Source organism: Achromobacter sp. DH1f (assembly GCF_000633435.1).
Lineage (GTDB): Bacteria > Pseudomonadota > Gammaproteobacteria > Burkholderiales > Burkholderiaceae_B > Achromobacter > Achromobacter deleyi.
Window position 1 is genome coordinate 39,573 of the sequence record NZ_AYMF01000032.1, and the last position, 25,763, is coordinate 65,335.

Consider the following 25,763-nt stretch of genomic DNA (forward strand, 5'->3'; position numbering starts at 1 on the left):
GCAGGCGTCAATGCGCGGCCCAGTCGTCGCGTCCCAACAGCTTGGTGGTCAGCTTCTCGAACAGGTACGACAGATCACCCTGGCGGGCGTGGGCGGCCACCTTGGACGCGCGGCACGACAGTTCGAACAGCTTGCCCAGGCCGGGTTCGGTGCGGCGGATGCGGTCCACGATCTGCGAACGTTCTTCCAGCAGCACGTCCTGCATCAGCGCGGTCTTGGTTTCGTCGTGCGTCGTGTAGACGCCCATCGCGTCGGGCACGATCAGGTTCTTGCCGTCGCGCAGCAGCCGGCTCCAGAGTTCCAGGTCCATGCAGTAGCGCATGCTTTCCTGCAGCAACCCGTGCTTGCGCAAGAGGTCGCGGCGGAAGATGGCGGCCTGGTTCGGAATCGACGCCTTCACCACCGTCAGCGTGCCGCGGTTGACGGGGGTGTAGTGGATCTTGCGGAAGATGCGGTTGTTGGCATCGGCCACGAACAGGTTGCCGCTGACGATCGGCGCGCGGCCCTTGGCGGCCGCGGCGCCCAGCTTGCGCAGGGCGCCCGGGTAATACAGGTCGTCGGAATTCTGCCAGCCGACATAGTCGCCCGTGGCGCGTTCGAAGCCCTTGTTGATGGCATGCGACTGGCCGCGGTCCGGCGCGCTTTCCCAATAGGTCAGGTAGCGCTCGTATTTGCGGATGATGTCCACGCTGCCGTCGGTGGAGCCGCCATCGATGATGATGTATTCCAGGCGCGGATAGCCCTGGTTCAGCACCGAGATGATGGTGCGTTCCAGAAAGCGGGCCTGGTTGAACGAGGGCGTCACGATGGTCACCTTGGGCAACAGGCCCCCGGCGATCGGCGCGGGCGGGCGCAGCTCGCTGACGAAGTCGATGAGCTGACGCGAAAACTCGTTGTTACGCTTGCGCATATAAGACCTCAACATGATGGCTACCGGGTGGCCGCAGGCAATGCGCCCGGATAGTCTGGTCGGGATTGACGGATGGCGAGGGCCACGCCGGCCAGCGTGATCGCCGCGTAAGCCATGCGGCCCCAGGCCGCGGCATGTTCTCCGGCGGCCTGGACCAGGCCCGCCATGACGCACAGCATGGCCAGGCCGCCCAGGCCATTGAGAATGGCCACCGCGCGGGAATTGCCCAGCCCGAGCAGCGAGAAATGCGCGGCCGCGTTCAGCGACAGCAGGCCCGACGCCACGATCAGCAGGCGGAAGGTGCCCAGATGGCCGTGGGCCACGGCGTCGCCCAGCAGCAGGTCCAGCAGCGGCTGGCTGACGGCCAGCACCGCCAGCGTGGCGCTGGCCGACAACGCCAGGTTCCACAGCATCATGCGGCGGATTTCGGCCTCGGCCGCGCCGGGGTAGGGCGGCGACACCGACAGGCGGCTGACGCGCGGCATGGCCTTCTGGAAGATCGCCACCGACGCGGTGTGGATCATCTGGCCCACCTGTACGCCGACGGTGTAGATCGCCAGCGCCGCCGGCCCCATCAGGCTGCCCACCAGCACCCGGTCGACCGAGCCGAAGGCCAGCGCGCTCAGGCTGTTCAGCCACGACCAGCGCGAAAACCGGAAGGCATCGGCCATGGCGCCGCGGTCGCGCACCGGGCGCACCAGCACGCGGCCATAGCGGCGGGCGAACACGCGCATCTTCACGGAGCCGGCCAGCAGCAGCCCCACGGCCTGGGCCAGCCCGGTCCAGGTGGGCGAGGCGGTCAGCCACGCCGTGGCGCAGGCCAGCGCCATCGTGCCGCTGCGGCTGACGACCTCGCACAGCGCCGTGGCGCGAAAGTCTTCCCGGCCTTTCAGGCAGCCGGACATCAACTGGTCATACTGCTGGGTCAGGTAGATCGCCAGCGCGGGCATCGCCAGCAGCGTCACCGCCACGCCGCCGAAGGTGGCCGCCGGCCAGCCCAGGTCCACCGCCAGCCACAGCACCATGGCCACCAGCGTCACCACGCCCAGCGCGCAGCCGATCAGCGACATGGCTACGCCGGCCGCGCGCAGCGCGCCGCCCGGTTCGTGCATGCGTTCGGACACCAGCTTGGTGGCGGTGACCGCGGCGCCCAGGTTGGCGGCGTTGCCGAAGCCGGCCAGCGCGATGATCATGGAATACTGGCCGAAGCCCACCGTGCCCAGCTGGCGAAACAGCAAGGGCAGGGCCACCAGCGCCGCGACCGGGCCGATGCCGTATTCCACCAGCCCCCAGAACGAGGCATTGCCGGCGATGTGCTTCCTGATGAATCGGACCATCGGATAGCCTGTTGTCGGTTGTTGATCGGCCTTAGGCCACGGGCAGCGGTTGGCCGGCCTGCTCGCGCAGGAAATGGCCGTAGGCCAGCGTCACGCCGTGGTGCAGCGAAATTTCGGGCTTCCAGCCCAGCGCCCGCACCCGCGACGAATCCAGCAGCTTGCGCGGCGTGCCGTCGGGCTTGCTGGTGTCGTACACGACGGCGCCCTGAAAGCCCACCACCTGCGCCACCACCCGGGCCAGGTCGGCGATGGACAGGTCCTGCCCGGCGCCGATGTTGTAGATGCCCTCGGCGGACGGCGATTCCATCAGCATCAGGCAGGCCTGCGCCAGGTCGTCGACGTACAGGAATTCGCGCAGCGGCGTGCCGGTGCCCCACAGCGTCACGCTGTCCTGGCTGGCCTCGCGGCCTTCATGGAACTTGCGGATCAGTGCAGGCAGCACGTGGCTGCTGTGCAGGTCGTAGTTGTCATGCGGGCCGTACAGGTTGGTCGGCATGGCGCAGATGAAGCGGGCGCCATGCTCGCGCTGGTAGGCCTCGCACAGCTTCAGGCCGGCGATCTTGGCGATGGCGTAGGGCTCGTTGGTCGCTTCCAGCGGACCGGTCAGCAGCGCGTCTTCGCGGATCGGCTGGGACGCCTCGCGCGGATAGATGCACGAGGACCCCAGGAACAGCAGCTTGCGCACCCCGGCCGCGTACGCGGCCCGGATCACGTTGCACTGGATCATCAGGTTGTGGTACAGGAAGTCCACCGGATGGTTCTGGTTGGCCAGGATGCCGCCGACCTTGGCCGCGGCCAGGTACACCACGTCCACCGGGGTGGTGGAAAAGAAGCGGTGCACCTGGTTCTGGTTTTCCAGGTCCAGCTCGGTGTGGCTGCGCGTCAGCACGTTGCGGTAGCCGCGCCGCTGCAGCTCGCGCACCAGCGCGGCCCCCACCATGCCGCGGTGGCCCGCCACGAACACGCGTTGGTCCAGGTTGGTCATGGCGCACTACTCCTTGTAGGCGTAGATTTCGTAGCCGTTCTGCTCCACCAGCGCATCGCGCCGGGCGTCCTTCAGATCGCTCTCGACCATTTCCTTGACCAGCTGCGCGAAGGTGGTGCGGGGCGACCAGCCCAGCTTTTCGCGCGCCTTGGTCGGGTCGCCCAGCAGGGTCTCGACCTCGGTCGGGCGGAAGTAGCGCGGGTCGACGCGCACGATGACCTGGCCGGGCTTGATGTCGTGCACCGGGCTGAACAGCACCGTCGCCGTCTCTTCCAGGCCTTCGCCTTCCCAGGCCAGCAGGATGCCCAGCTCGCGCGCCGCCGTATTGATGAATTCGCGCACGCTGTACTGCATGCCGGTGGCAATCACATAGTCTTCCGGCGTGTCCTGCTGCAGCATCAGCCACTGCATCTCGACGTAGTCGCGGGCGTGGCCCCAGTCTCGCAGCGCCGACAGGTTGCCCAGGTACAGGCATTCCTGCAGCCCCAGCACGATGCGCGCCAGGCCGCGGGTGATCTTGCGGGTCACGAAGGTTTCGCCGCGCTTGGGCGATTCGTGGTTGAACAGAATGCCGTTGCAGGCATACATGCCGTAGGCTTCGCGGTAGTTCACGCTGATCCAGTAGGCGTACAGCTTGGCCGCGGCGTAGGGGCTGCGCGGATAGAAGGGAGTGGTTTCCTTCTGCGGCGTTTCCTGCACCAGGCCGTACAGCTCCGACGTCGATGCCTGGTAGAAGCGGGCCTTGTCTTCCAGCTTCAGGATGCGGATCGCCTCCAGCAGGCGCAGCGTGCCCAGGCCGTCGGCGTTGGCGGTGTACTCAGGCTCTTCGAACGACACCCCCACGTGGCTCTGCGCGGCCAGGTTGTAGATCTCGTCGGGTTGCACCGACTGCACGATACGGATCAGGCTGCACGAGTCCGTCATGTCGCCATGGTGCAGCACGAAGTTGCGCGGCTGGTCGTGGGGGTCCTGGTACAGGTGGTCGATGCGCGCGGTGTTGAACAGCGAGGCGCGCCGCTTGATGCCATGGACTTCATAGCCCTTGGCCAGCAGGAACTCCGCCAGGTATGCGCCGTCTTGCCCAGTAACGCCGGTAATCAGTGCCCGTTTTGGCATGGTTTTATCCTTAAGACTTAGTCATTGCACGAAAAGAGCCGAAGGCTGCGGAACCGATGTTCAACGAGATTACTGTCGCACCCGCCGCGGAGATATCGGCCAAAAGGTCTAAGAGTTCAGCTTGGCGATAGGCAAAAAAGGATTGGATCCATTCGTCCAGCGCACCCAGCGCCGTCACCGCCAGCAAGGCCGTCAGCCCGGGCCGGCGCTGCACCGAGGCATAGATCAGCAGGGTCAGGAAGGCGTAGGCGGCCAGGTGCAGCCGCTTGTCGCCGAAGGTGTCGGACATCTGGGCCGCCAGCCCCGGCAGGTTGCCCACCGTGATCAGCACGCCGAAGAATGCCGCGGCGGCGGGCAGGCAGTAGCGGGCTACGCCGGGACGCCAAAAGGATGAGGCCGCGTCCCGCGCGTCATACCCGGCCATACATGTCCTGGAAACGCACGATGTCGTCTTCGCCCAGATAGGCGCCAGATTGCACCTCGATGATTTCGAGCGGGATCTTGCCGGGGTTCTCCAGGCTGTGGACCTCGCCCAGCGGGATGTAGGTCGACTGGTTCTCGGTCAGCAGGTACTGCTTGTCGCCGTTGTAGATGCGGGCGGTGCCCGACACGACCACCCAGTGCTCGGCGCGGTGATGGTGCATCTGCGACGACAGGCGGGCGCCAGGCTTGACCGTGATGCGCTTGACTTGATAGCGCGGACCGTGGCCCACCGAGTCGTACGAGCCCCAGGGGCGCTGCACTTCGCGGTGATGGTTCATCTCCGACCGGTGCTGGGTCTTGAAGACCTCGACCAGCCGCTTGACGTCCTGCGACCGCGTCTTGTGGGCGACCAGCACGGCGTCGGCCGTTTCGATCACCACGATGTCGTCCAGCCCCACCGAGGCCACCAGGCGGCTGGTCGAATGGATGAGGCAGTTGCGCGAGTCTTCGACCATGACGTCGCCGGTGGTGGAATTGCCTTCCGCCGTCTTCTGGGCGATGCCCCAGACCGCGTCCCAGGCGCCGACGTCGCTCCAGGAGGCCGCCAGCGGAATCACCACGGCGCTGTCGGTGCGTTCCATGATGGCGTAGTCCATCGAGTCGCTGGGGCAGGCCTCGAAGGCGGCGCCGTCCAGCTGGAACAGGGCGCTTTCGCCGTGGCCGGCGCTGACGGCCAGGCGCACCTGGGCCAGGATCTTGGGCGCCAGCCGTTCCATTTCCGCCAGGAAGACCGAGGCCTGGAAGGCGAACATGCCGCTGTTCCAGTAATAGCCGCCGTCTTCGATGAAGCGCTGGGCGACTTCCGGCGACGGCTTTTCGACAAAGCGGCGCACCCGGCGGGCAGGGGCCAGGTCATCCGGTTCGGCGGATTGAATGTAGCCATAGCCGCTCAGCGGCGCCGTGGGCGTGATGCCGAAGGTCACCAGCGCGCCCTGGCGGGCGGCCTGGTAGGCCTGGGCAAAGGCCTCGGCCAGCACCGGACCGTCTTCCAGCACGTGGTCCGACGGCATGATCAGCATCACCGGGTCTTCGCCGTCGCGCATCGCCCGCAGGGTGGCCGCGGCAATCGCCGGGGCGGTGTTGCGGGCAAAGGGTTCCAGCACGATCTCGGCGTCCTGGATGTCCAGCTCCAGCGCCTGCTCGGCGGCAATGTAGCGGTGCGCCTCGTTGCAGACCAGCATCGGGCGGGCCTGCGCGCCGGCCGATCCCAGCCGCCGCAGGGTGTTCTGCAGCAGGCTGCGGTCATCGGTCAAACGGATGAACTGCTTGGGCAACAGTTCCCGCGACAACGGCCACAGGCGCGAGCCCGAGCCGCCGCAAAGGATGACAGCCCGGTACGGGGGATGGGGGTTGGTCATGGCGCTGACTCCTTGAAGTAGGCCTGGGTGTACGGGTGCGCGCCGGGATCGGCGGCAATCGCCGCCGGCGGCTGCCAGCGGTAGCGTCGGTGCTGCCCCAGCGGCAGGCTGGCGGTATCCAGCGCCAGCTGGGCTTCGTAGGCGAGAACGATGTAATGGGTGGAGCGGCCGTTCTCGCCGGCAAAATTGGTGCCATAGAAGTGTTCGTACACGCCGCGTGGGCGCCAGGCCTGCGGCGGCAGCGTCAGGCCCAATTCTTCGCGGGCCAGCCGGCGCAGCGCCTGGGCCAGCGTTTCGTCCTTGCGCACGCGTCCGCCCGGCACGAACCAGGCGCCCTGGGCGGGCGGATTGCAGCGCAGGCCGGTCAGGTAGCGCCCGGCGGGGTCGCGCAGCAAGAGGTCGATGGACACCAGCGGCAGCATCTGCACCGCCCGGCGAAAGTCATCCTCGGGCAACAGGCCGGGGGCGGCCGGGGCGGGGCGGGGGGCAGGGCGGGCGCGCACGCCGGCCAGGGCGGGCCAGCCCAGGGGTTCAGTAGACATTTCGGCCCGTCCATCCGGAGACCGCCGTGCGGGCGATGATCATCAGGTCCATCCGGAACGTCCAGTGCTGGATGTAGTAGATGTCGTGCTCGACCCGGTCGCTCATCTTGCGCAGCGTGTCGGTCTGGCCGCGCAGGCCGTTGACCTGCGCCCAGCCGGTGATGCCCGGCTTGACGCGGTGCCGCATCATGTAGCGCTGCACCAGGTCCTTGTACAGCTCGTTGTGTTCCAGCGCGTGCGGGCGCGGGCCGACCACCGACATGTCGCCGCGCAGCACGTTCAAGAACTGCGGCAGCTCGTCCAGGCTGGTGCGGCGCAGGAAGCCGCCGATGCGGGTGATGCGGGCATCGTCGCGCGTGGCCTGGGTGACCACGCCGTGTTCCTGGTGCACGGTCATGGTGCGGAACTTGTAGACATGGAAGACCTTGCCGTCTACGCCCAGGCGCGGCTGGGTGAACAGCACCGGCCCGCGCGACGTCAGCTTGACCAGGCAGGCCACGCCCAGCATCAGCGGCGACAGGCCGATCAGGGCGCAGAAGGCAAAGCTGCGGTCGAAGGCTTCCTTGGCCAGGCCGCGCACGCCCGCGGCCGGCAGGCTGTTCAGCTGAATGGCGGGCAAGCCCAGGAACTCGCCGATGCGATGGCCCAGCAGCTGGATCGACATCACGTCGGGAATCCAGCGGATGTCCACCAGGTCGTTGCGCAGGTGATACAGCACTTCGCGCAGTTCCTGGCCGGCCTCCATCGGCAGCACGATCCACACTTCGCGCACGTTGTGTTCGCGCACGAAGCCGTGCAGGGCGTCCAGTTGATGCAGCCGCCGCACCTGCGGGGGCAGGCTTTCGTGCGGTTCGGCGTAGATGCCCGCCACTTCGTAGCCGGCCTCGCGATAGCGTTCCACCCGGCGCCACAGGTCATGGCCCAGCGCGCCAAAGCCCACCAGCAGCACACGCTTCTGGTTCAACCCGCGGTCGCGCGCCGCGCCCAGCACGGCGTAGACCGCCAGGCGTACGCCAGCCAGCGCCAGGGCGGCCGTGCCGAACCACGTGGCCGCCCACATGCGCGATACCGCCGCGCTCTGATGCATGAGAAAACTGACCAGAATGCCCAGCGCGAACACGGTAGCCCACGCCGCCAGGCTGCGCACCACCAGGTCGGTCAGCATCCGCCCGCGCCACGACACATACAGGCGGAAGGCGGGAAAGAGCGCGATGACGCCCAGGCCGCACAGATAGATCAGGAACAGATGGATCTGCGGCGGGTCCGCCAGGGTCTCGTCGGCGAACTTCAGTTCGGTGACGGCCAGGCCGCAGATGACGACGATTGCGGCGTCCAGCATGCGGTACAGATAGCTGGAACGATTGAATCTTGCCGACGTGTCCGATTGGGACGAATCCATCGCGAACTCCTGGGTGGGGGGAGTCGCCCTGCGGCCGCGTGGAAAACAACGGTGCACTGCCGCAAAGCATGTGGCTACCGTGGGAATCTTATTGAGTGCAAGAGCCACCCGAAACCTCCAAACGATGTAGGAGAAGGCTTAGGGCATCCGTCGAATGTGCGGGGTCTGGAAAAGAGAGTGGAATGTCGCAACCCGTTACGCATCGGGCTCCTTTCCAAGCAACGAAGTCATTCACTGTGGATTTGCCATGACGACATTTTTCGGAACGTTGAGCCGAGCCATTGCTGCCATCGCGCTCGTGTCCTCGCTGGGCGCTTGCGCCCTTTCCCCCGGCATGACCTTCGACGCCAAGCATCGCGTCGATCCGCTCGATCCGAATTCGGTGGCGGAGATCCGGGAAATCACGCCCAGCCTGGTGCTGGCCGACAACCGCGCCCGCCAGGCGCTGCTGGACAACGACGGCGTGTCCAAGCTGGTCGACAAGACCGAGCCGTACCGCATCGGACCCGGCGACATTCTTTCGATCGTCGTGTGGGATCACCCCGAGCTCGTGCTTCCGACGCAAACCTACGCCATCGGCACTGGGGTGACCGAACTAGCCTTCGGGGATACCGCCTCGGGCATTCCGGGCTATACGGTCTCATCCACTGGATACATCCAATTTCCCTATACAGGACTGCTGAAAGTGGCGGGCTTGACGGAACTTCAGGCGCGCAATCTCATAGTGAACAGTTCGGGTAAATACATCCAGGATCCGCAGATCACGGTGCGGGTGCTGGGCTACCGCAGCAAGCGAGTCTACGTCGAGGGTGAAGTCAAGACGCCGGGCACCGTCGCGATCAACGACATTCCCATGACCCTGTTGGAAGCGATCAATCGCGCGGGCGGCATCCTGCCCACGGGCGATCGCAGCAGTGTCTATGTCATCCGCGAAGGCAAGCCGACCCGCGTCAACCTGCCCGCCCTGATCGACCGTGGGCAGGACCTGAACCATGTCATGCTCAAGTCGGGCGACATCGTCCGGGTGACGCCGCGAGACGACAGCAAGGTGTTCGTGACGGGCGAAGTGACTACGCCCGCCTCGATTGTGATGAGGGATGGAAGGCTGACGCTGAACGAAGCGCTGGGTGTGGCCGGAGGACCCAACCAGCTGACTGCGGACTCGTCACAGGTGTTTGTGGTGCGCAGTACCGAGCAGGCGACGCCGCTGGTGTTCCATCTGAACGCCGCATCGCCGCAGGCTTACGCGGTGGCGGAGAAGTTCGAGTTGCAACCCAAAGACGTCGTGTTCGTGGATACAGCGGCCCTGGTGCGGTGGAACCGCTTCATCAGCAACCTGTTCCCCAGCGCGCAAACGGTGCAGACCGTGCATTCCATCAAGTAATCGACCCGGGGCCCGCCCGGCGCCGCTGGGCGCGTGCGGGCCCCGACCCACGCCTTTGGGGGCGTCGCGACCGCGGCGGCGCCTATTCTTGGAGAGCTGCATGTCGTTGCCTATCGAATCGTTCGAGCCCTCCGTCCCGGCTCGCCAGCAGGAAACCCCGCTGTCCTCGCACGTGGACGCCATCTTCTCCAACCGATGGCTGATCATCGCCATCACTTTGGTCGCGCTGTTGGGCGCCGCCCTCTACGTGATGGTGACGCCATCGGTCTACCAGGCCGACATCATCGTCCAGGTGGAGGAGGAACTGCCGCAAGGCCAGAGCCGCAGCCTGCTGGGCGACGTCTCGGCCATTTTCGACACCAAGGCCGAGACCTCCGGCGAAATGGAAGTGCTGCGTTCGCGCATGGTGGTGGGGCCGGCCGTCGACAAGTTCATGCTGTACATCCACGCCAAGCCGCGCTATTTCCCGGTGGTGGGCGAATGGCTGGCGCAGCGCCATGAAAGCCTGCCGTACCCCTCCGGCCTGCCGCGCGGCGGCTATGCCTGGGGCGGCGAATCCATTTCGATCTCGCAGCTGGACGTGCCCAACGAATGGCTGGGCAAGCCGTTTCGCGTGACGACGCAGGGCGAGGGCGCCTACACGCTGTTCGACAAGGTCACCGGGTCCACCTTCAAGGGCACGGTGGGCAAGCCGGAACATTTCCTCTTGCCGGGCGGCGGGGCGATGGACGTGCACATCGATGCGCTCAGCGGCCGCCCGGGCACGGAATTCACCGTGTCACGCAGCTCGCGCCTGGCGGCCATCGAGGACGTGCAGTCGCGCCTGGGCATCTTTGAACGCGGCCGCACGTCGGGCGTCATCGGCGTGACGATGGAAGGCAATGATCCCGTGCTGACCACCGCCGTGCTGAACCAGATCGGCCAGGAATACGTGCAGCAGAACGTCAACCGCAAGTCGGCCCAGGCCGAGAAGTCGCTGGCGTTCCTGGACAAGCAATTGCCGCAGCTCAAGCAGGAACTGGACGCGGCCGAAACCAAGTACAACTCGCTGCGCAACAAGCGCGGCACCATCGACCTGAGCGAAGAAGCCAAGCTGATCCTGGCGCAATCGGTCGACGCCCAGACCAAGGTGATGGAACTGCGCGCCAAGCGCCAGGAACTGATCACCCGGTTCGCGCCGACCCACCCCAGCATCGTGGCCATCGACCGCCAGATCGCGTCGCTGACGGGCGACGTCAACCGCATCGGCAACAACATCAAGCAATTGCCCGACCTGGAGCAGGACGTGGTGCGCCTGGTGCGCGACGTGCGCGTCAACACCGAGCTGTACACGGGGCTGCTGAACAATGCGCAGCAATTGCGCCTGATCCGCGCGGGCAAGGTCGGCAACGTGCGCATCCTGGATGCCGCGGTGCAGCCGGACAAGCCGGTGCGCCCCAAGGCCGCCATCATCATCGGCGTGGCCACGGCCATCGGCCTGATCTTCGGCGTGCTGTGCGCCTTCGTGCGCAATGCGCTGTTCGGCGGCTTGTCCGAGCCGGACGACGTGGAACGCTACACCGGCCTGCCGGTGCTGGCCGCCATTCCCCACAGCGACCTGCAGGACAAGCTGTGGCGCCGCAGCCGGCGCAAGAACGCCATGGTGCCGGCGCTGCTGGCGCAAAGCCAGGGCAATGCGCCGCCCATCGAAAGCCTGCGGTCGTTCCGCAACGTGTTGCAGGCGTCGCTGCGCCAGTCGGCCAACAACATGGTCATGTTCACCGGGCCGGTGGCGGGCGTGGGCAAGTCGTTCCTGTCGGCCAACTTCGCCTTCATCCAGGGTGGCGTCGGCAAACGCGTACTGCTGATCGATGCCGACTTCCGCAAGGGCCAGCTGAACCGCTATTTCGGCGTGCCCAAGGAAGACGGCCTGTTCGAAGTGCTGTCGGGCACCATCCCGCTGGAACGCGTGCGCAAGCACAGCGTGTCCGAAGGCGTGGACTTCATCGCCACTGGCGCGGTCACCTTCGATCCGTCGGAACTGCTGGCGTCGCCGATCTTCGGCCAGACGCTGCGCGAGCTGTCCAGCCAGTACGACATGGTGATCCTGGACACCGCGCCGGTGCTGTCCTCGCCGGATGCGGCCGTGGTCGGCACGCATGCGGCGGCGGTCATGGTGGTGGTGCGGTCGGGCATGAATACCGTGGGCGAAATCCGCGAGACGGCCAAGCGGCTGATCCAGGCGGGGGCGCCGGTGGACGGGGTGCTGTTCAACGGCCTGAAGCTGATGCCCGAGCGGTTCGGCTTCCGGTCCAAGTACGGTGGCTACCGATATTCGCGGGCGGCGTACTACGGCGATTTCAAGCAGAACGGCCCCAAGTAACCTCCGCGGAGAACTGGCATGCATGGAACTTTTGGCTGGGAATCCCCGCAGATCCTGGATGCGGTCTTCAAGGCTTATGACATACGCGGCACGGTGCCGGACGAGATCGACGCGCGCTTCGCCCATAGCCTGGGCATGGCGGTGGGCGTGCGGGCGCGCGATCTGGGCGCACGCGCCGTGGTGGTGGGGCGCGACGGCCGCCTGAGCAGCGTGGAATTGGCGGCGGCGCTGCAGGCCGGGCTGCGCTCGGCCGGCATGCACGTCATCGACATCGGCATGGCGACCACGCCGATGGTCTATTTCGCCGCGCGGCTGATGGACACCGGCGCCGGCATCGCTATCACCGGCAGCCACAACCCGCCGGCCTACAACGGCTTCAAGATCGTGCTGGACGGCGCGTCGCTGTACGGCGAGGGCATCACGGCGCTGCGTGACGCCATGCGCCTGCCGATCGAATCGGCCAGCGTGGCGGGCGGGCGCACCCAGATGCAGATGCAGCCGTGCTATGCGGCGCGGCTGCTGGGCGACATCCGCATGACGCGGCCGATGAAGATCGCGATCGACTGCGGCAGCGGCGTGGCCGGCGCGGTGGCGCCGGCGCTGTTCCGCGCGCTGGGCTGCGAGGTCACCGAGCTGTTCTGCGAGGTAGACGGCTCGTTTCCCGGCCATCATCCGGACCCGGCCGACCCGCAGAACCTGCAGGACCTGATCTATTGCCTGCGCTATTCCGATTGCGAGGTCGGCCTGGCGTTCGACGGCGACGGCGACCGGCTGGGCGTGGTCAGCAAGTCCGGCCAGATCATCTGGCCCGACCGGCAGCTGATCCTGTTCGCCCGCGACGTGCTGGCGCGCAACCCGGGCGCCGAGATCCTGTACGACGTCAAGTGCAGCCGCCACGTGGCCCGCGCCGTCGTCGAAGCGGGCGGCAAGGCCACCATGTGCCGCACGGGCCATTCGCTGGTCAAGGCGAAGATGCGCGAAACCGGCGCGCTGCTGGCCGGCGAGATGAGCGGCCACATCTTCTTCAAGGAACGCTGGTACGGCTTTGACGACGGCCTGTATGCCGCCGCCCGACTGCTGGAGATCCTGTCCGCGGCGCCGGACCCCTCGGCGCTGCTCGAAAGCCTGCCGCAGTCCTGCGCTACCCCCGAAATCAAGCTGGAAACCGCCGAAGGCGAACACGTCGAACTGGTGGAGGCACTGCGCGAAAACGGGGAATTCCCGGGCGCGCTCTCCATCAACAACATGGACGGTGTGCGGGTCGACTACGCCGACGGCTTCGGCCTGGCGCGGCCGTCCAACACCACGTCGACGGTGGTGCTGCGTTTTGAAGGAGACACCGTGGCCGCCCTGGCCCGCATCGAGGAGGACTTTCGCAACGCGTTCCGGCGCATTGCACCTCATATCCGTTTACCGTTCTAAGGAGCATCACGCGATGGGAAAGGCGAATTTTGCGATAGAGGCCCCGGCCGACAGCGAGACGGCAGGGCTGGCCGACAGCCCCGAATGGCAGGCGTATGCGCAGGCAGCGGTCGACGCGCCGCTGGATGCGAGCGCGCTCAAGGTGATCGAGGCCGCGGGCCTGTGCGTGGACCTGACCATGCAACGGCAATCGCCGGCGCTGGACGCGGCCGCCCTGGCGCTGCTGCGCGCTCGCGGGCTGGACGCGGCGCGCCAGGCGCTGTTCGCGGGCGGTCCGGTCAACTGGACCGAAGACAAGCCCGCCTGGCACACGGCGCTGCGGGCCGGCCGCACCCGCGAACAACCGGACGGGCAGGACGAAGATTCGGTCTGCGAATATTCGCGCATGGCCGACTTCGTGCGCCGCACCGACCAGACGGCCGATTTCTCGACCGTGCTGCACATCGGCATCGGCGGCAGCGACTGGGGGCCGCGCCTGGCCATCCAGGCCTTTGGCGGCGCGGGCCAGCGCCGCCAGATCCGCTTCGTGTCCAACATCGACGGCCATGCCTTCCATGATGCAGTGGCGGGGCTGGACCCGCGCCGCTGCCTGGTGGTGGTGTCGTCCAAGTCCTTCACTACCGCCGAGACGCTGCACAACGCCCGCGCCGCCATCGCCTGGCTCAAGCAGGGCGGCGTGGCCGACGTGTCCGCGCACCTGGCGGCCGTGACCGCCAACGTGCCCGCCGCCCGCGCGCTGGGCGTGCCGTCCAGCCAGGTATTCCGCATGTGCGACTGGGTCGGCGGACGCTATTCCGTCTGGTCGGTTGCCGGCCTGTCCATCGCGCTGACCGTCGGCGCCGAGGTGCTGATCGGCATGCGCGCCGGCGCCGAAGCCATGGACCAGCACTTCCAGCAGGCGCCGCTGGCGTCCAACGCGCCGGTGCAGCTCGCCTTGGCCGGGCTGGTCAACTGCAGCGTGCTGGGCCATACCTCGCTGAACATCGCCGCTTACAGCGCCCGGCTGCTGCACCTGGTGACCTACCTGCAGCAGCTGGAAATGGAATCGCTGGGCAAGCGCGTCGCCGGTGACGGTGCCGAGGTTGGCGTGCCTACGGCCCCCATCATCTGGGGCATGCCGGGCACCGACGGCCAGCACACCTTCTTCCAATGGCTGCACCAGAGCGCCGAGGGCGCGCCGGTGGACTTCATCGCCAGCCTGCAAGGCCATGCCGATAGCCCGGATGCCCATCGCATGCTGCTGGCCAACTGCCTGGCGCAGCGCCAGGCGCTCTTGCGCGGCAAGTCGCTGGAACAGGCGCTGCTGGACGTCGCCCATGTCGACGACCCGGACAAGGCGCTGAGCCTGGCCCGCCATCAGGTGCATCCGGGCGGGCGACCGTCCACGCTGATCGTGCTGCGCCAGCTGGACCCGCGCGGCCTGGGCGCGCTGCTGGCGCTGTACGAGCACAAGGTGTTCGTGCAGAGCGTGGTCTGGGGCATCAACCCCTTCGATCAATGGGGCGTGGAACTGGGCAAGCGGCTGGCCACCGGCATCGAGCGCGAGCTGGCGGTGCCCGTGTCGGCCGGCGTGGTCGACTGGGGCCACGATGCCTCGACCTCGTACTGGATCGACCGCTACCGTGGCCACGCGCAGGCGCCGCGTCCGCGCCATGCCTGGGTGCCCGGCGTGGCTGCCCATCTCTGACGGAGCCTGGCGATGGCGGACATGCGGGTATTGGTCACCGGCGGCGCGGGCTACATCGGCGCCCACACGCTGGTGGCGATGCTGGCCGCGGGCCAGCGGCCGCTGGTGCTGGACAACTTCAGCAACGGCAGCCCCGAGGCGGTGCGGCGGGTCGAACGCCTGTGCGGCGCGCGGATTTCCCTGGTCGAAGGGGACATCCGCCAGCCCGGCCAGGTGCAGGGCTTGCTGGCGCGGGCGGCGGCCGACGGCGACCCGGTGCAGGCCGTGCTGCACCTGGCCGGCTGCAAGGCCGTGGGCGAATCGGTGGCCGACCCGCTCAAGTACTACGACAACAACGTGGCGGGCTCGCTGGCGTTGCTGCGCGCCATGCGCGAAACCGGCGTGGCGCGGCTGGTGTTCAGCTCGTCCGCCACGGTCTACGGTGAACCCCAGTCGCTGCCGTTCACCGAAGCCCACCCGCTGGCCCCCGCCAACCCCTACGGCCGCACCAAGCTGATGGTCGAGCAGATGCTGCGCGACCTGTGTGCGGCCGAACCGGATTTCGGCGCGGTGACCTTGCGCTACTTCAACCCGATCGGCGCGCATCCCAGCGGCCAGATCGGCGAAAGCCCGCGCGATGTGCCCAACAATCTGTTCCCCTTCATCACCCAGGTGGCGGTGGGGCGGCGGCCCTTCCTGAACGTGTTCGGTGACGACTACGCCACGGCAGACGGCACCGGCGTGCGCGATTACCTGCACGTCATGGATCTCGCCCAGGGGCATGTGCGGGCCCTGGCCTATGCGGCCGGCCATCCTGGCTTTGTCGCGGTCAACCTGGGCACGGGGCAGGGCACCAGCGTGCTGGAACTGGTGCGCGCGTTCGAACGGGTCAACCAGTGCCGCATTCCGCTGCGCACGGTGGCGCGCCGGCCGGGCGACATCGAGCGCATGTGGGCCGACCCGGCGCTGGCGGCCTCGCTGCTGGGCTGGCGCAGCCGCCATGGCGTGGACGCCATGTGCGCCGACGGCTGGCGCTGGCAGCAGGGCAACCCCGAAGGCTACGACGCCGATCCGCCTGCGGCATAACCCCAACAGCCTGTCGGACGAATTCCGCGAATGCCGCGCAAGCGGTTACAGTTGACGGATATATTGCGAAGCAGCATCGCCGCGCGGCCCGGCCGTCATCCGGCGATGCACCGTCAGCGAGGCACCCTCATGTTCGACTCTCATTCCCAGGCCGGCCTGCGCGCCGGCTTTTCCATCCCGACGGGACGGCCCCAATGAGCGGCCCGACCTACCTGCCGCCCGCCCACTGGAACCTGGACAGCATTGTGTCCGGCCTGCGCGAGGCCCGCGTCGCCTGGCGCGGCCCCCGCGGCCGTCTGCGCGAAGACGCCGGCCTGCGTGAATTCCCGTCCCAGGAAAGCCTGCGCCAGATCATCAAGGACCTCTGTGGCGCCTTGTTCCCGATGCGCCTGGGCCCCATCGACCTGCGCGAGGAAGTCGAAGACTTCTACGTCGGCCACACCATCGGCGCGGCGCTGGATGCCTTGCTGCACCAGGTCGGGCTGGAGCTGCAATACGTCGGGCGCCACGATCCGGCCTTGCAGGCCGATACCCAGCAGCGCGCCATCGAGATCGTGCGCCAGTTCGGCGCCGAGCTGCCGCGCGTACGCGCCGCGCTTGACCTGGATGTGACCGCCGCCTACCAGGGCGACCCGGCCGCGCACAGCGTCGACGAAGTGCTGCTGTGCTACCCCGGCGTGGCGGCCATGATCCACCACCGCCTGGCCAACGTGCTGTACCGGCTGGGCGTGCCCATGCTGGCGCGCATCGTGGCCGAGATCGCCCATGCCGACACCGGCATCGACATCCACCCCGGCGCCACCATCGGCCGCAGCTTCTTCATCGACCACGGCACCGGTGTCGTGATCGGCGAAACCGCCATCATCGGCGACCGCGTGCGGCTCTACCAGATGGTCACGCTGGGCGCCAAGCGCTTCCCGCCCGGCGAAAACGGCGAGCTCAAGAAAGGCCTGGCGCGCCATCCGCTGATCGAAGATGATGTCGTGATCTACGCGGGCGCCACCATCCTGGGTCGCGTCACCATCGGCAAGGGCTCGACCATCGGCGGCAACGTCTGGCTCACGCGCAGCGTGCCGCCGGGCAGCAACGTCACCCAGGCCAGCCTGGTCAGCGACATGCCGGATTGCGGCCTGGGCGGCTGACGCCCGCGGCCCAAACGCCCTCGGAGCCACGATGGACACACGAGTTTCGGATCTGGCCGCGCTGCGCGGCTTCGTCGACCGCCACCCGCGGCTGTTCGTCCTGACCGGGGCGGGCGTCAGCACCGATTCCGGCATTCCCGACTACCGCGACACCGACGGCGAATGGAAGCGCAAGCCGCCCATGACCTTGCAGACGTTCATGGGCGACGACCTGGCCCGGGCCCGCTACTGGGCCCGCAGCATGGTGGGCTGGCGCCGTTTCGGCCAGGTGCAGCCCAATGCCTCGCACCGCGCGCTGGCGCGGCTGCAGCACCGCGGCCTGGTGTCCATTCTGGTGACCCAGAACGTCGACGGCCTGCACGAGGCTGCCGGCAGCCGCGACGTGGTCGACCTGCACGGCCGGCTGGACGAAGTACGCTGCATGAACTGCGATTGGCGGGGAGGCCGCCAGGCCTGGCAGGAAGCCCTGCACGAACGCAATCCCGACTGGATCGCCTTCGAGGCCGACGATGCGCCCGACGGCGACGCCGACCTGGACGGCGTGGATTTTGCGTCGTTCCGCGTGCCGCCCTGTCCGCGCTGCGGCGGCATCGTCAAACCCGACGTCGTGTTTTTCGGCGAAACCGTGCCGCGCGACCGGGTCGACCGGGCCAACGCCGGCCTCATGGCCGCCGACGCGGTGCTGGTGGCAGGTTCGTCGCTGATGGTCTATTCCGGTTACCGGTTTGTGACGGCGGCATCCCGCAATGGCATGCCGATCGCCGCCATCAACCTGGGCCGCACCCGGGCCGACAACCTGCTCACGCTCAAGGTGGAACTGCCCTGCGCAGTGGCGCTGGACGCCCTATAACGGGGACAGAGACCGGCCGGTTTTTGACCGGTTTAACCAAGTCCCTGCCCTGTAAGGGTTTTTTCTCGCGGTTACAGAGCTTTCCATAGGGTTGTCCACAGATACTGTGGATAAATCCTAGGGATAACCCCGATTTTTAGCGACTTTTAAGGCCGAGATCGCCGGGATTCAGCCCTCGGCGTCCTGGATGGCGTCGCCCATCAAGGCCTTGCGGGCCGCGTGCCAGCTGCCCGCGTCCGGGGCATACAGCAGGCCGCCGCTGCGGTGGGTGGGCTTGTAGGGCGACCCGTCAAAGCGCGCCGCGTAGCCGCCCGCTTCGCGGTGCAGCAGCCAGCCGGCGGCGTGGTCCCACGCGGTCAACTGGTTGTACAGCGCCACGTGGCTGTGGCCGGCGGCCAGCATGCGGTATTCGTGCGCAGCGCAGCGCAGGCTGGCGGTGCTGCCCAGCCGCGACAGGTTGCCGTTGACGGTCGTGCGCAGCGGCTCGGGCAGGGCGCCGGTGGCAATCAGCCCATCCATGTCCTCGGGCGGCGCCGGGGCGGCCACGGCCAGCGCGGCCTGCTTGCCGTTTTCATATTCCATCCACGCGCCTTCGCCGCGCACGGCCAGCGCGCTGTCGCGATTGACGGGGTCGTAGATCACGCCGGCGATCACGTCGCCGCGATGACAGGCGGCGATCATCATGCCGAACAGCGGCAGTCCGGCGACATAGTTGCGGGTGCCGTCGATGGGGTCGATCAGGAACGCCAGGTCGGCGTCCACCAGCATGTTCAGCAGCGCCGGGTTGCGGGTCGAGGCTTCTTCGCCGATCAGCACGGCGCCGGGGTGCAGCTTGGACAGGCGCGCGGCGATCAGGCGTTCGGCGGCCTCGTCGGCGTCGGTGACCAGGTCGCGCGGCGAGGTCTTGTCGCGCACGGACCCCTCGGGCAGGTTGCGAAAGCGCGGCATGACTTCCGCCTGCGCCGCGTCTGCCAGGATGCTCGCCAGCCGGCGGGTGTCCTCGCGGGTAAATGATCTGCTCATAATCGCTCGTCCAGGGAACGCGCAAATCTATCACGCCTGGGCGGCAATTGATCGCGATTTATAACCGTATGAACTTAAAGGGAATTTTGTACCTGTGCAGGAGTTATCTGCCAGGTTGTCCACAATTCCTGGGGATAAACGGGACCCGAGCCCCGTTTATCCGGCCAGGACGGGCGCCGAGCGGCGCCCGCGCAGTGCCGGGGCTCAGGCGCCCAGGTCGACGCAGAGGTACTTGATCTCCAGGTACTCTTCGATGCCGTACTTCGAGCCTTCGCGGCCCAGGCCCGATTGCTTGACGCCGCCGAACGGGCCGACTTCGTTGGAGATCAGGCCGGTGTTGATGCCGACGATGCCGTATTCCAGCGCTTCGGACACGCGCCAGATGCGGGCGTAGTCGCGGGTGAAGAAGTACGCGGCCAGGCCGAAGATGGTGTCGTTGGCCATGCCGATGACTTCGTCTTCGGATTCAAAGCGGAACAGCGGCGCGACCGGGCCGAAGGTCTCTTCGGTGGCAAAGCGCATCGACTGCGTCACGTCGCGCACCACGGTGGGTTCGAAGAACGTGCCGCCCAGCGCATGCGGCTTGCCGCCCGCGATGACCTTGGCGCCGTGCGAGGTGGCGTCGGCGATGTGTTCCTGCACCTTTTCCACCGCGCTGGCGTCGATCAGCGGACCCTGCGTCACGCCGTCGGCAAAGCCGTCGCCCACCTTCATGGCGTTGACCTTGGCCACCAGGCGCTTGGCGATTTCCTCATACACGCCGGCCTGCACGTAGATGCGGTTGGCGCACACGCAGGTCTGGCCGGCGTTGCGGTACTTGGACGCCAGGATGCCGTCCACGGCGCGGTCCAGGTCGGCATCGTCGAACACGATGAACGGCGCGTTGCCGCCCAGTTCCAGCGACAGCTTCTTGATGGTGGGGGCGCATTGCTCCATCAGCGTGCGGCCGACTTCGGTCGAACCGGTGAAGCTCAGCTTGCGCACCACGTCGCTTTCGCACAGCGCGGCGCCGATGTCGCGCGAGCTGCCCGTGATGACGTGGAACACGCCGGCCGGCACGCCGGCTTCTTCAGCCAGCACGGCCAGCGCCAGCGCGGTCAGCGGGGTCTGCTGGGCAGGCTTGACCACCATGGTGCAGCCGGCGGCCAGCGCCGGGCCGACCTTGCGGGTGATCATCGCGGCCGGGAAGTTCCAGGGCGTGATCGCAGCGGTCACGCCGATGGGCTGCTTGAGCGCCAGCAGGCGCTGGCCGGCCTTGGGGCTTTGCAGCACGTCGCCGTCGATGCGCTTGGCTTCTTCGGCAAACCACTCCAGGAACGACGCGGCGTAGGCGATCTCACCGGCCGCCTCGGTCACGGGCTTGCCCTGTTCCGAGGTCATGATGGCGGCCAGGTCCTGCTGGTTCTGCATCATCAGCTGGGACCACTTCAGCAGGATCGCGGCGCGTTCCTTGCCGGTCTTGGCGCTCCAGGCGGGCAGGGCGGCCTCGGCGCTGGCGATGGCCTGTTCGGTTTCCTTGCGGCCCAGCTTGGGCACGGACACGATGGTCTTGCCGGTGGACGGGTTGTCGACGGGGATCGACGGGCCATTGCCCGCGGCAACCCACTTGCCGTCGATGTAGCAGGCGTCACGCAGCAGGTCGGGACGCGAAAGGGGATGGGTCAAAGACGTCATTGCAATAGTCTCCTAATAGGAACGCGGCCGCCGGGGCGGAATTGACGCGGGCGCAGCGGAAATCCGCTACGCCCGCAATCGCCGTGCCCGGCGGCCGGAAAACCGGATCATCGGGCCGGGACCCGACTTGACCTGGGCCGACTTGGCCTTAAGCGGCCAGCGACTCGGTCAGGATGGCCAGCGCGCGATCGAACTGGGCATCGGGAATGGTCAAGGGGTACAGGAAGCGCAGAACGTTGCCGTATACGCCGCAGCTTAGCAAAATCAGGCCGCGTTCCAGGGCGCGGGCCTGCACGCGCTTGACGGCTTCGGCGTCAGGCTTGCCATGGGCGTCGTTCAGTTCCAGCGCCACCATCGAGCCCAGGCCGCGCACATCGGCGATGCCGGCCACCTTGCCGCGCAGGCCTTCCAGGTGGGCGCGCAGCTTGTCACCCAGGGTGACCGAGCGTTCGCACAGCTTTTCTTCGGCGATCACGTCCAGCACGGCGTGGGCCGCGGCCACCGCCAGCGGGTTGCCGGCGTAGGTGCCGCCCAGGCCGCCCGCGGCCGGGCCGTCCATGACGTCGGCGCGGCCGACCACGCCCGAGATCGGGAAGCCGCCGCCCAGGCTCTTGGCCATGGTGATCAGGTCGGCCTGCACCGAGTGGTGTTCCATCGCGAACAGCTTGCCGGTGCGGCCAAAGCCGGTCTGCACTTCATCGGCGATCAGCAGAATGCCGTGTTCGTCGCAGACCTTGCGCAGTGCGGTCATGAGTTCGGGCGGGGTGATGTTGAAGCCGCCTTCGCCTTGCACCGGTTCGATGATGATGGCTGCCACGCGCTTGGGGTCGATGTCGACCTTGAACAGCAGGTCCAGCGCCTTGAGCGAATCGGCCACCGTGATGGCCTGCGTGGCGTTGGGGAAGGGCACGTGATAGATGTCGCCCGGCATCGGGCCGAACGACAGCTTGTAGGGGGCGACCTTGCCGGTCAGCGCCATGCCCAGCATGGTGCGGCCATGGAACGAGCCCGAGAAGGCGATGACGCCCGAACGGCCGGTGGCCGAGCGCGCGATCTTGACGGCGTTCTCGACGGCTTCGACGCCGGTCGTGAAGAAGGCGGACTTCTTCAGGCCGTCGATGGGGGCCAGGCGGTTGATGCGTTCGGCCAGCGAGATGTAGCCCTCGTAGGGCACGATCTGGTAGGCGGTGTGCGTGAAGTTGTCGAGCTGGGCGCTGACGGCGGCCTTGACCTTGGGGTGCAGGTGGCCGGTGTTCAGCACCGCGATGCCGCCCGCGAAATCGATGTATTCCTTGCCGTTGGCGTCCCACAGCGTGGCGTTTTCGGCGCGCACGGCATAGAAATCGCACATGACGCCGACGCCACGCGGCGTGGCCAGGGAACGGCGGGTATTCAGGTCCTGATTCTTCATCTCAGCCTCGGATGGCAGTGGGCGGGAAAAACCTTATTTAATGCTACTATGGCCCCATTGTTGGGAACCACTTTTATAAATCAGGTAGAACCAATTGCGGTCCATCGTCGGGGATTTGCTGCTGCTGCGCCTGGCCGATGCCGCCGGCGGGCCGATGAACAAGCGGCTCTATCATGGCATTCGCGAAGCCATCCTTGATGGTTCCATTGCCGCGGACTCCCGCCTGCCCGCCTCGCGCGACCTGGCCGCCGAACTCGGCATCGCCCGCAACACCGTGGTCCACGTCTACAGCCAGCTGCTGGCCGAAGGCTACACCCGCAGCCGCCAGGGCAACGGCACCTTCGTCAACGCCTCGCTGCCCGATTCCTACCTGGCCAGCGGCCGCCAGTCGCGCCGTGCGCCCACGCCGCAGCCGCGTCCGGCGCTGTCCGCGCGCGGCGCCGCCATCGTCGATGGCGTGTCGGCCTCGCCCTACCAGTGGGGCGCCTTCATGCCCGGCGTGCCCGACCTGACCGAATTCCCCCACAAGAAATTCGGCCGCATCTTTTCCGCGCTGTGGCGCAACCCCACGCCCGACCTGCTCACCTACGCCTACGGCGGCGGCCTGCCGGCGCTGCGCGAGGCGTTGGCCGAGCACCTGGCGCTGACGCGTTCCATCGACTGCGACCCCGACCAGATCCTTATCACCGAAGGGTCGCACCAGGCCATCGACCTGGCCACGCGCATCCTGGGCGAAGCGGGCGAAACCGCCTGGGTCGAAGACCCGGGCTATTGGGGCGCGCGCACGGTGCTGCAGGCCAATGGCCTGCGCACGGTGCACCTGCCGGTCGACGAAGAAGGCATGCGCCTGCCGGAAGGCGGCGCCTTGCCCGGCGGCGCGCCGCCGCGCTTCATCTTCGTCACGCCGTCGCACCAGTATCCGCTGGGGCCGGTCATGTCGCTGGCGCGCCGCCGCCAACTGCTGGCCGTGGCGCACCAGCACGGCAGCTGGATCATCGAAGACGACTACGACAGCGAGTTCCGCTTTTCCGGCCGGCCCATCGCGTCGCTGCTGGGGCTGGAGCCCGATGCGCCCGTGATCTACATGGGCACCTTCAGCAAGACGCTGTATCCGGGCCTGCGGGTGGGGTATCTGGTGCTGCCAAAGCCGCTGACCGCCGCGTTCCAGGCAGCCCACGCCGAGCTGTACCGCGAAGGCCACCTGATGACGCACGCGGCGTTGGCCACTTTCATCGCCGAAGGCCACTACGCGGCCCACATCCGCCGCATGCGCATGCTGTACGCCCGCCGCCGCGCCATGCTGGTCAACCTGATCGAACGGCGCCTGGGGCCTGACTGGCTGCATCGCGACGCCAGCCTGGCGGGCCTGCACCTGGTGCTGACGCTGCCGGCACACATGGACGACCTGCGCGTCGTGGACGTGGCGCGCCGTAAGGGCGTGCTGACCCGTGCGCTGTCGCGCTACTACATCAGCGCCGAAGGGCGCCGCCCTGGCTTGCTGCTGGGCTACGCCTGCGTGCCCGAGCACGACATCGCGCGCAAATTCGAAGTGCTGCTGGAAAGCCTGGCGGAAGTGGCGCGCACCACGCCGGCACCGCTGGCGTTGGCCGAGGCGGGCGGCTAGAGCATGCCGCCGTCGCGCCGTGCGAGGCGCGGCGCGGCCCCGTTCACAGCAAGCCGCCTGGCGCGCCGGGGCCGCCCAGCGCGGCCTTGAACGCCGCGGCGTTGCGCATGCCCTGGTCTTCGTAATTGGTGTTGAACACCGCGTGCGCCTGCGCGCTCTGCTGCGCCACCTGCTGGAAACGGCGCACCAGTTCGGCTAGTTCCTCTTCAGAATATTCGTACTGGAAACGGCCCGACGACGCGCTGCCCGATGCGTTCCAGGTGGCCGTGTTGCGCCCGTGCAGGCGTAGCAGCGTCAGGTCGGGATGCGTGCATTCCCATACCGCGGGCACGCTGTTGTCAAAGCCCTGCGGCGCATCGACTACGGTATGCACCACCCCCAATTCGCGTTCCATCGCCAGCGTGGCCGCCGTGGCTGCGGGCGTGGCGAACCAGCTGCGATGGCGAAACTCCACCGACACTAGATGGTCTTCCAGGCGCCGCACGCAGTCGGCAACCAGCGCCATGCCGCGCGCATCGCGCTGGACCCACGGCGGAAACTGAAAATGCACCGCGCCCAGCTTGTCCGCCATGCGCAGCGGCTCCAGCGCCAGCGTGTAGCGGCGCCACAGTTCGTCGCGCAGGTCGTCGGGCATGCCGCGGTGGTAGATCACCGGTTCGGGCCAGTCGCCCAGTTCCTGGCGGATATCGGCCGGCAATGCTGTCAGCGGCGTCTGGTGGCCGGTGAACAGCCGGTACGCCTTGATGTTGAAGACGAAGTCGTCCGGTGTGCGTTGCGCCCACAGGTAGGCGTTTTCCGCGCTGGGCAGGGCGTAATAGCTGGAATCCACCTCGGCCAGGCCGAAACGCGAGGCGTAAAAGCGCAGGCGCGCTTCGGCGCTGTTGGCGTGGGGCGGATAGAAGCGGCCGCAAGCCAAGAGCGTGGGGTCGGTCCAGGAAGCGGTGCCGGCAAGCAGACGCATGGCGTGGGGCAAGCGCCGCGGGGGCGGCACGACGGATAGGAAGCCTTCGATTTTTTCATTCTCGTGCCGTTTTTTCAATTTTTGTTGCAACTTGAGCGACGTTGGTTGTCATTGACGCCAGATCGTCGTGGTATTTCTTCCTGTCCACCGGGGATGTTGACCCCGGGGCGTATCGACACTCGTTGTCGGCGCGCAGGTGCAATGCGACATGGGAGATCCCTGATGCTGTCATTGGTGCTATTGCGTGTCGGGCTGCCCCAATGAGCGGCCTGTTCAATTCCGACGCCCGCCTCTACCGCCTGCAAGGCGAGGGTGCGCTGGCGTCGCTGCATGTCGAAGGCTGGACCGGCCGCGAGGCGCTGTCGGGCGTGGCGCAACTGCGCGTGGTGGCCCTGTCGGATGATGCCGGCCTGTCGTTGCAGGACATGATCTCGCGTCCCGTCACGCTCTGGACCACGCGCGCCGACGGCAGCCGCAGCGGCCGCAGCGGCGTGGTGCGCGAAGCGGAACTGCTAGCCGGCGATGCGGGCCTGGCGCGCTACCGGCTGACGGTGGCGCCCTGGCTGTGGCTGGCCACGCAGCGGCGCGCCAGCCGCCTGTTCGAGAACAAGCCAGTGCTGGACATCGTGCGCCACGTGCTGGACACCTACGAAGGCTACGTCTATCGCATCGCGGCCGACGTCGAAGGCGCGCTGGCCGACCTGGCCCCGCGCCCCTACACCACGCAGTATCGCGAGACCGACTACGCCTTCATCAGCCGCCTGTTGGCCGAGGCCGGCCTGGGCTGGACCGTGCTGGAAGACGCCGAGGTGCCGGCGCGCCACGTGGTGCAGATTTTTGCCGACAGCCGCACTCTGGCCGAAGACGCGGAATCGGCCAGCGGCGGCGTGCGGTTCCAGCGCGCCAGCGCCACGGAATCGCGCGACACCGTGCAGGCCCTGGTGCGCCAGCGCCGCCGCACGCCCGACAGCATCACGGTGCTGGGCTGGCACGACAGCGGCAAGCGCGCGGTGGCCGCGCAGGCGCTG

General features: G+C 67.5%; 21 protein-coding genes. 9 read left to right on the plus strand and 12 right to left on the minus strand.

The features are described from left to right. Positions 1-7: 7 nt before the first annotated feature. Genes U858_RS0126145 through U858_RS0126180 form a run of 8 tightly spaced genes read right to left on the minus strand, consistent with a single transcriptional unit; the run spans position 8 to position 8,130 of the window. Positions 8-910 (minus strand): glycosyltransferase family 2 protein, encoded by a 903-nt coding sequence (locus U858_RS0126145; RefSeq protein WP_025140079.1) that lies wholly within the window; start codon positions 908-910, stop codon positions 8-10. 20 nt (positions 911-930) lie between these two features. Then, positions 931-2,247, minus strand: coding sequence for a lipopolysaccharide biosynthesis protein (locus U858_RS0126150; RefSeq protein WP_025140080.1), 1,317 nt, complete (start codon positions 2,245-2,247; stop codon positions 931-933). 31 nt (positions 2,248-2,278) lie between these two features. Beyond that, complete coding sequence (locus U858_RS0126155) at positions 2,279-3,232, minus strand: GDP-L-fucose synthase (RefSeq protein WP_025140081.1); 954 nt, start codon at positions 3,230-3,232, stop codon at positions 2,279-2,281. A 6-nt stretch (positions 3,233-3,238) separates the two neighbouring features. After that, a complete protein-coding gene (gene gmd / locus U858_RS0126160) occupies positions 3,239-4,348 on the minus strand; it encodes a GDP-mannose 4,6-dehydratase (RefSeq protein WP_025140082.1) in 1,110 nt (369 codons plus the stop codon). Positions 4,349-4,358: 10 nt separating this feature from the next. Beyond that, complete coding sequence (locus U858_RS0126165) at positions 4,359-4,772, minus strand: VanZ family protein (RefSeq protein WP_025140083.1); 414 nt, start codon at positions 4,770-4,772, stop codon at positions 4,359-4,361. Further along, positions 4,759-6,189, minus strand: a complete 1,431-nt coding sequence (locus tag U858_RS0126170; RefSeq protein WP_025140084.1) for a mannose-1-phosphate guanylyltransferase/mannose-6-phosphate isomerase — start codon at positions 6,187-6,189, stop codon at positions 4,759-4,761. The genes U858_RS0126165 and U858_RS0126170 overlap by 14 nt, the downstream gene beginning before the upstream one ends. Next, a complete protein-coding gene (locus U858_RS0126175; protein WP_081821736.1) occupies positions 6,186-6,731 on the minus strand; it encodes a GDP-mannose mannosyl hydrolase in 546 nt (181 codons plus the stop codon). Before U858_RS0126175 ends, U858_RS0126170 begins: the two co-directional genes overlap by 4 nt. Then, entirely contained in the window at positions 6,721-8,130 is a 1,410-nt protein-coding gene (locus U858_RS0126180) for an undecaprenyl-phosphate glucose phosphotransferase (RefSeq protein WP_025140086.1), read from the minus strand. The genes U858_RS0126175 and U858_RS0126180 overlap by 11 nt, the downstream gene beginning before the upstream one ends. A gap of 247 nt (positions 8,131-8,377) precedes the next feature. On the opposite strand from U858_RS0126180, the gene U858_RS0126185 reads away from it, so the two are divergent. The 7 genes from U858_RS0126185 (at position 8,378) to U858_RS0126215 (ending at position 18,042) form a co-directional block, all read left to right on the plus strand. Beyond that, positions 8,378-9,514, plus strand: coding sequence for a polysaccharide biosynthesis/export family protein (locus U858_RS0126185; protein ID WP_025140087.1), 1,137 nt, complete (start codon positions 8,378-8,380; stop codon positions 9,512-9,514). A 100-nt stretch (positions 9,515-9,614) separates the two neighbouring features. After that, entirely contained in the window at positions 9,615-11,876 is a 2,262-nt protein-coding gene (locus U858_RS0126190) for a GNVR domain-containing protein (protein WP_025140088.1), read from the plus strand. Between the two features lie 18 nt (positions 11,877-11,894). Next, the gene (locus U858_RS0126195) at positions 11,895-13,298 is read left to right on the plus strand and encodes a phosphomannomutase/phosphoglucomutase (protein ID WP_025140089.1); all 1,404 of its coding nucleotides are present in this window, start codon (positions 11,895-11,897) and stop codon (positions 13,296-13,298) included. A 13-nt stretch (positions 13,299-13,311) separates the two neighbouring features. Continuing rightward, the gene (gene pgi, locus U858_RS0126200) at positions 13,312-14,985 is read left to right on the plus strand and encodes a glucose-6-phosphate isomerase (protein WP_025140090.1); all 1,674 of its coding nucleotides are present in this window, start codon (positions 13,312-13,314) and stop codon (positions 14,983-14,985) included. A 12-nt stretch (positions 14,986-14,997) separates the two neighbouring features. Beyond that, positions 14,998-16,050, plus strand: coding sequence for a UDP-glucose 4-epimerase GalE (gene galE / locus U858_RS0126205; RefSeq protein WP_025140091.1), 1,053 nt, complete (start codon positions 14,998-15,000; stop codon positions 16,048-16,050). A 194-nt stretch (positions 16,051-16,244) separates the two neighbouring features. Continuing rightward, positions 16,245-17,192: a serine O-acetyltransferase EpsC gene (epsC, locus tag U858_RS0126210; protein WP_025140092.1), complete on the plus strand. Its 948-nt coding sequence runs from the start codon at positions 16,245-16,247 to the stop codon at positions 17,190-17,192. 31 nt (positions 17,193-17,223) lie between these two features. Beyond that, positions 17,224-18,042 (plus strand): NAD-dependent protein deacetylase, encoded by an 819-nt coding sequence (locus U858_RS0126215; RefSeq protein ID WP_025140093.1) that lies wholly within the window; start codon positions 17,224-17,226, stop codon positions 18,040-18,042. A 168-nt stretch (positions 18,043-18,210) separates the two neighbouring features. Here the strand turns inward: U858_RS0126215 and U858_RS0126220 are convergent, their stop codons facing one another. The 3 genes from U858_RS0126220 to gabT all read right to left on the minus strand — a co-directional run bounded on the left by U858_RS0126220 (position 18,211) and on the right by gabT (position 22,150). Then, the gene (locus U858_RS0126220) at positions 18,211-19,065 is read right to left on the minus strand and encodes an inositol monophosphatase family protein (protein WP_025140094.1); all 855 of its coding nucleotides are present in this window, start codon (positions 19,063-19,065) and stop codon (positions 18,211-18,213) included. A 204-nt stretch (positions 19,066-19,269) separates the two neighbouring features. Beyond that, positions 19,270-20,739 carry an NAD-dependent succinate-semialdehyde dehydrogenase gene (locus tag U858_RS0126225; RefSeq protein WP_025140095.1) on the minus strand — a complete coding sequence of 490 codons (1,470 nt, stop codon included), beginning with the start codon at positions 20,737-20,739 and terminating at the stop codon, positions 19,270-19,272. 148 nt (positions 20,740-20,887) lie between these two features. After that, entirely contained in the window at positions 20,888-22,150 is a 1,263-nt protein-coding gene (gabT, locus tag U858_RS0126230) for a 4-aminobutyrate--2-oxoglutarate transaminase (protein ID WP_025140096.1), read from the minus strand. A gap of 94 nt (positions 22,151-22,244) precedes the next feature. Here gabT and U858_RS0126235 point away from each other — a divergent pair, with 94 nt between their 5' ends. Further along, positions 22,245-23,774 (plus strand): PLP-dependent aminotransferase family protein, encoded by a 1,530-nt coding sequence (locus U858_RS0126235; protein WP_369797731.1) that lies wholly within the window; start codon positions 22,245-22,247, stop codon positions 23,772-23,774. A gap of 43 nt (positions 23,775-23,817) precedes the next feature. Here U858_RS0126235 and U858_RS0126240 read toward each other — a convergent pair whose 3' ends face one another. Beyond that, positions 23,818-24,735 carry a DUF72 domain-containing protein gene (locus U858_RS0126240; protein ID WP_025140098.1) on the minus strand — a complete coding sequence of 306 codons (918 nt, stop codon included), beginning with the start codon at positions 24,733-24,735 and terminating at the stop codon, positions 23,818-23,820. 260 nt (positions 24,736-24,995) lie between these two features. Here U858_RS0126240 and U858_RS0126245 point away from each other — a divergent pair. Beyond that, a partial coding sequence (locus U858_RS0126245) for a type VI secretion system Vgr family protein (protein WP_029954325.1) occupies positions 24,996-25,763 on the plus strand: 768 nt, incomplete at its 3' end.

Coding starts and splice junctions, on each gene's coding strand:
- U858_RS0126145 (WP_025140079.1), bottom strand. CDS start 910: ATGCGCAAGCGTAACAACGAGTTTTCGCGTCAGCTCATCGACTTCGTC.
- U858_RS0126150 (WP_025140080.1), bottom strand. CDS start 2,247: ATGGTCCGATTCATCAGGAAGCACATCGCCGGCAATGCCTCGTTCTGG.
- U858_RS0126155 (WP_025140081.1), bottom strand. CDS start 3,232: ATGACCAACCTGGACCAACGCGTGTTCGTGGCGGGCCACCGCGGCATG.
- gmd (WP_025140082.1), bottom strand. CDS start 4,348: ATGCCAAAACGGGCACTGATTACCGGCGTTACTGGGCAAGACGGCGCA.
- U858_RS0126165 (WP_025140083.1), bottom strand. CDS start 4,772: ATGGCCGGGTATGACGCGCGGGACGCGGCCTCATCCTTTTGGCGTCCC.
- U858_RS0126170 (WP_025140084.1), bottom strand. CDS start 6,189: ATGACCAACCCCCATCCCCCGTACCGGGCTGTCATCCTTTGCGGCGGC.
- U858_RS0126175 (WP_081821736.1), bottom strand. CDS start 6,731: ATGTCTACTGAACCCCTGGGCTGGCCCGCCCTGGCCGGCGTGCGCGCC.
- U858_RS0126180 (WP_025140086.1), bottom strand. CDS start 8,130: ATGGATTCGTCCCAATCGGACACGTCGGCAAGATTCAATCGTTCCAGC.
- U858_RS0126185 (WP_025140087.1), top strand. CDS start 8,378: ATGACGACATTTTTCGGAACGTTGAGCCGAGCCATTGCTGCCATCGCG.
- U858_RS0126190 (WP_025140088.1), top strand. CDS start 9,615: ATGTCGTTGCCTATCGAATCGTTCGAGCCCTCCGTCCCGGCTCGCCAG.
- U858_RS0126195 (WP_025140089.1), top strand. CDS start 11,895: ATGCATGGAACTTTTGGCTGGGAATCCCCGCAGATCCTGGATGCGGTC.
- pgi (WP_025140090.1), top strand. CDS start 13,312: ATGGGAAAGGCGAATTTTGCGATAGAGGCCCCGGCCGACAGCGAGACG.
- galE (WP_025140091.1), top strand. CDS start 14,998: ATGGCGGACATGCGGGTATTGGTCACCGGCGGCGCGGGCTACATCGGC.
- epsC (WP_025140092.1), top strand. CDS start 16,245: ATGAGCGGCCCGACCTACCTGCCGCCCGCCCACTGGAACCTGGACAGC.
- U858_RS0126215 (WP_025140093.1), top strand. CDS start 17,224: ATGGACACACGAGTTTCGGATCTGGCCGCGCTGCGCGGCTTCGTCGAC.
- U858_RS0126220 (WP_025140094.1), bottom strand. CDS start 19,065: ATGAGCAGATCATTTACCCGCGAGGACACCCGCCGGCTGGCGAGCATC.
- U858_RS0126225 (WP_025140095.1), bottom strand. CDS start 20,739: ATGACGTCTTTGACCCATCCCCTTTCGCGTCCCGACCTGCTGCGTGAC.
- gabT (WP_025140096.1), bottom strand. CDS start 22,150: ATGAAGAATCAGGACCTGAATACCCGCCGTTCCCTGGCCACGCCGCGT.
- U858_RS0126240 (WP_025140098.1), bottom strand. CDS start 24,735: ATGCGTCTGCTTGCCGGCACCGCTTCCTGGACCGACCCCACGCTCTTG.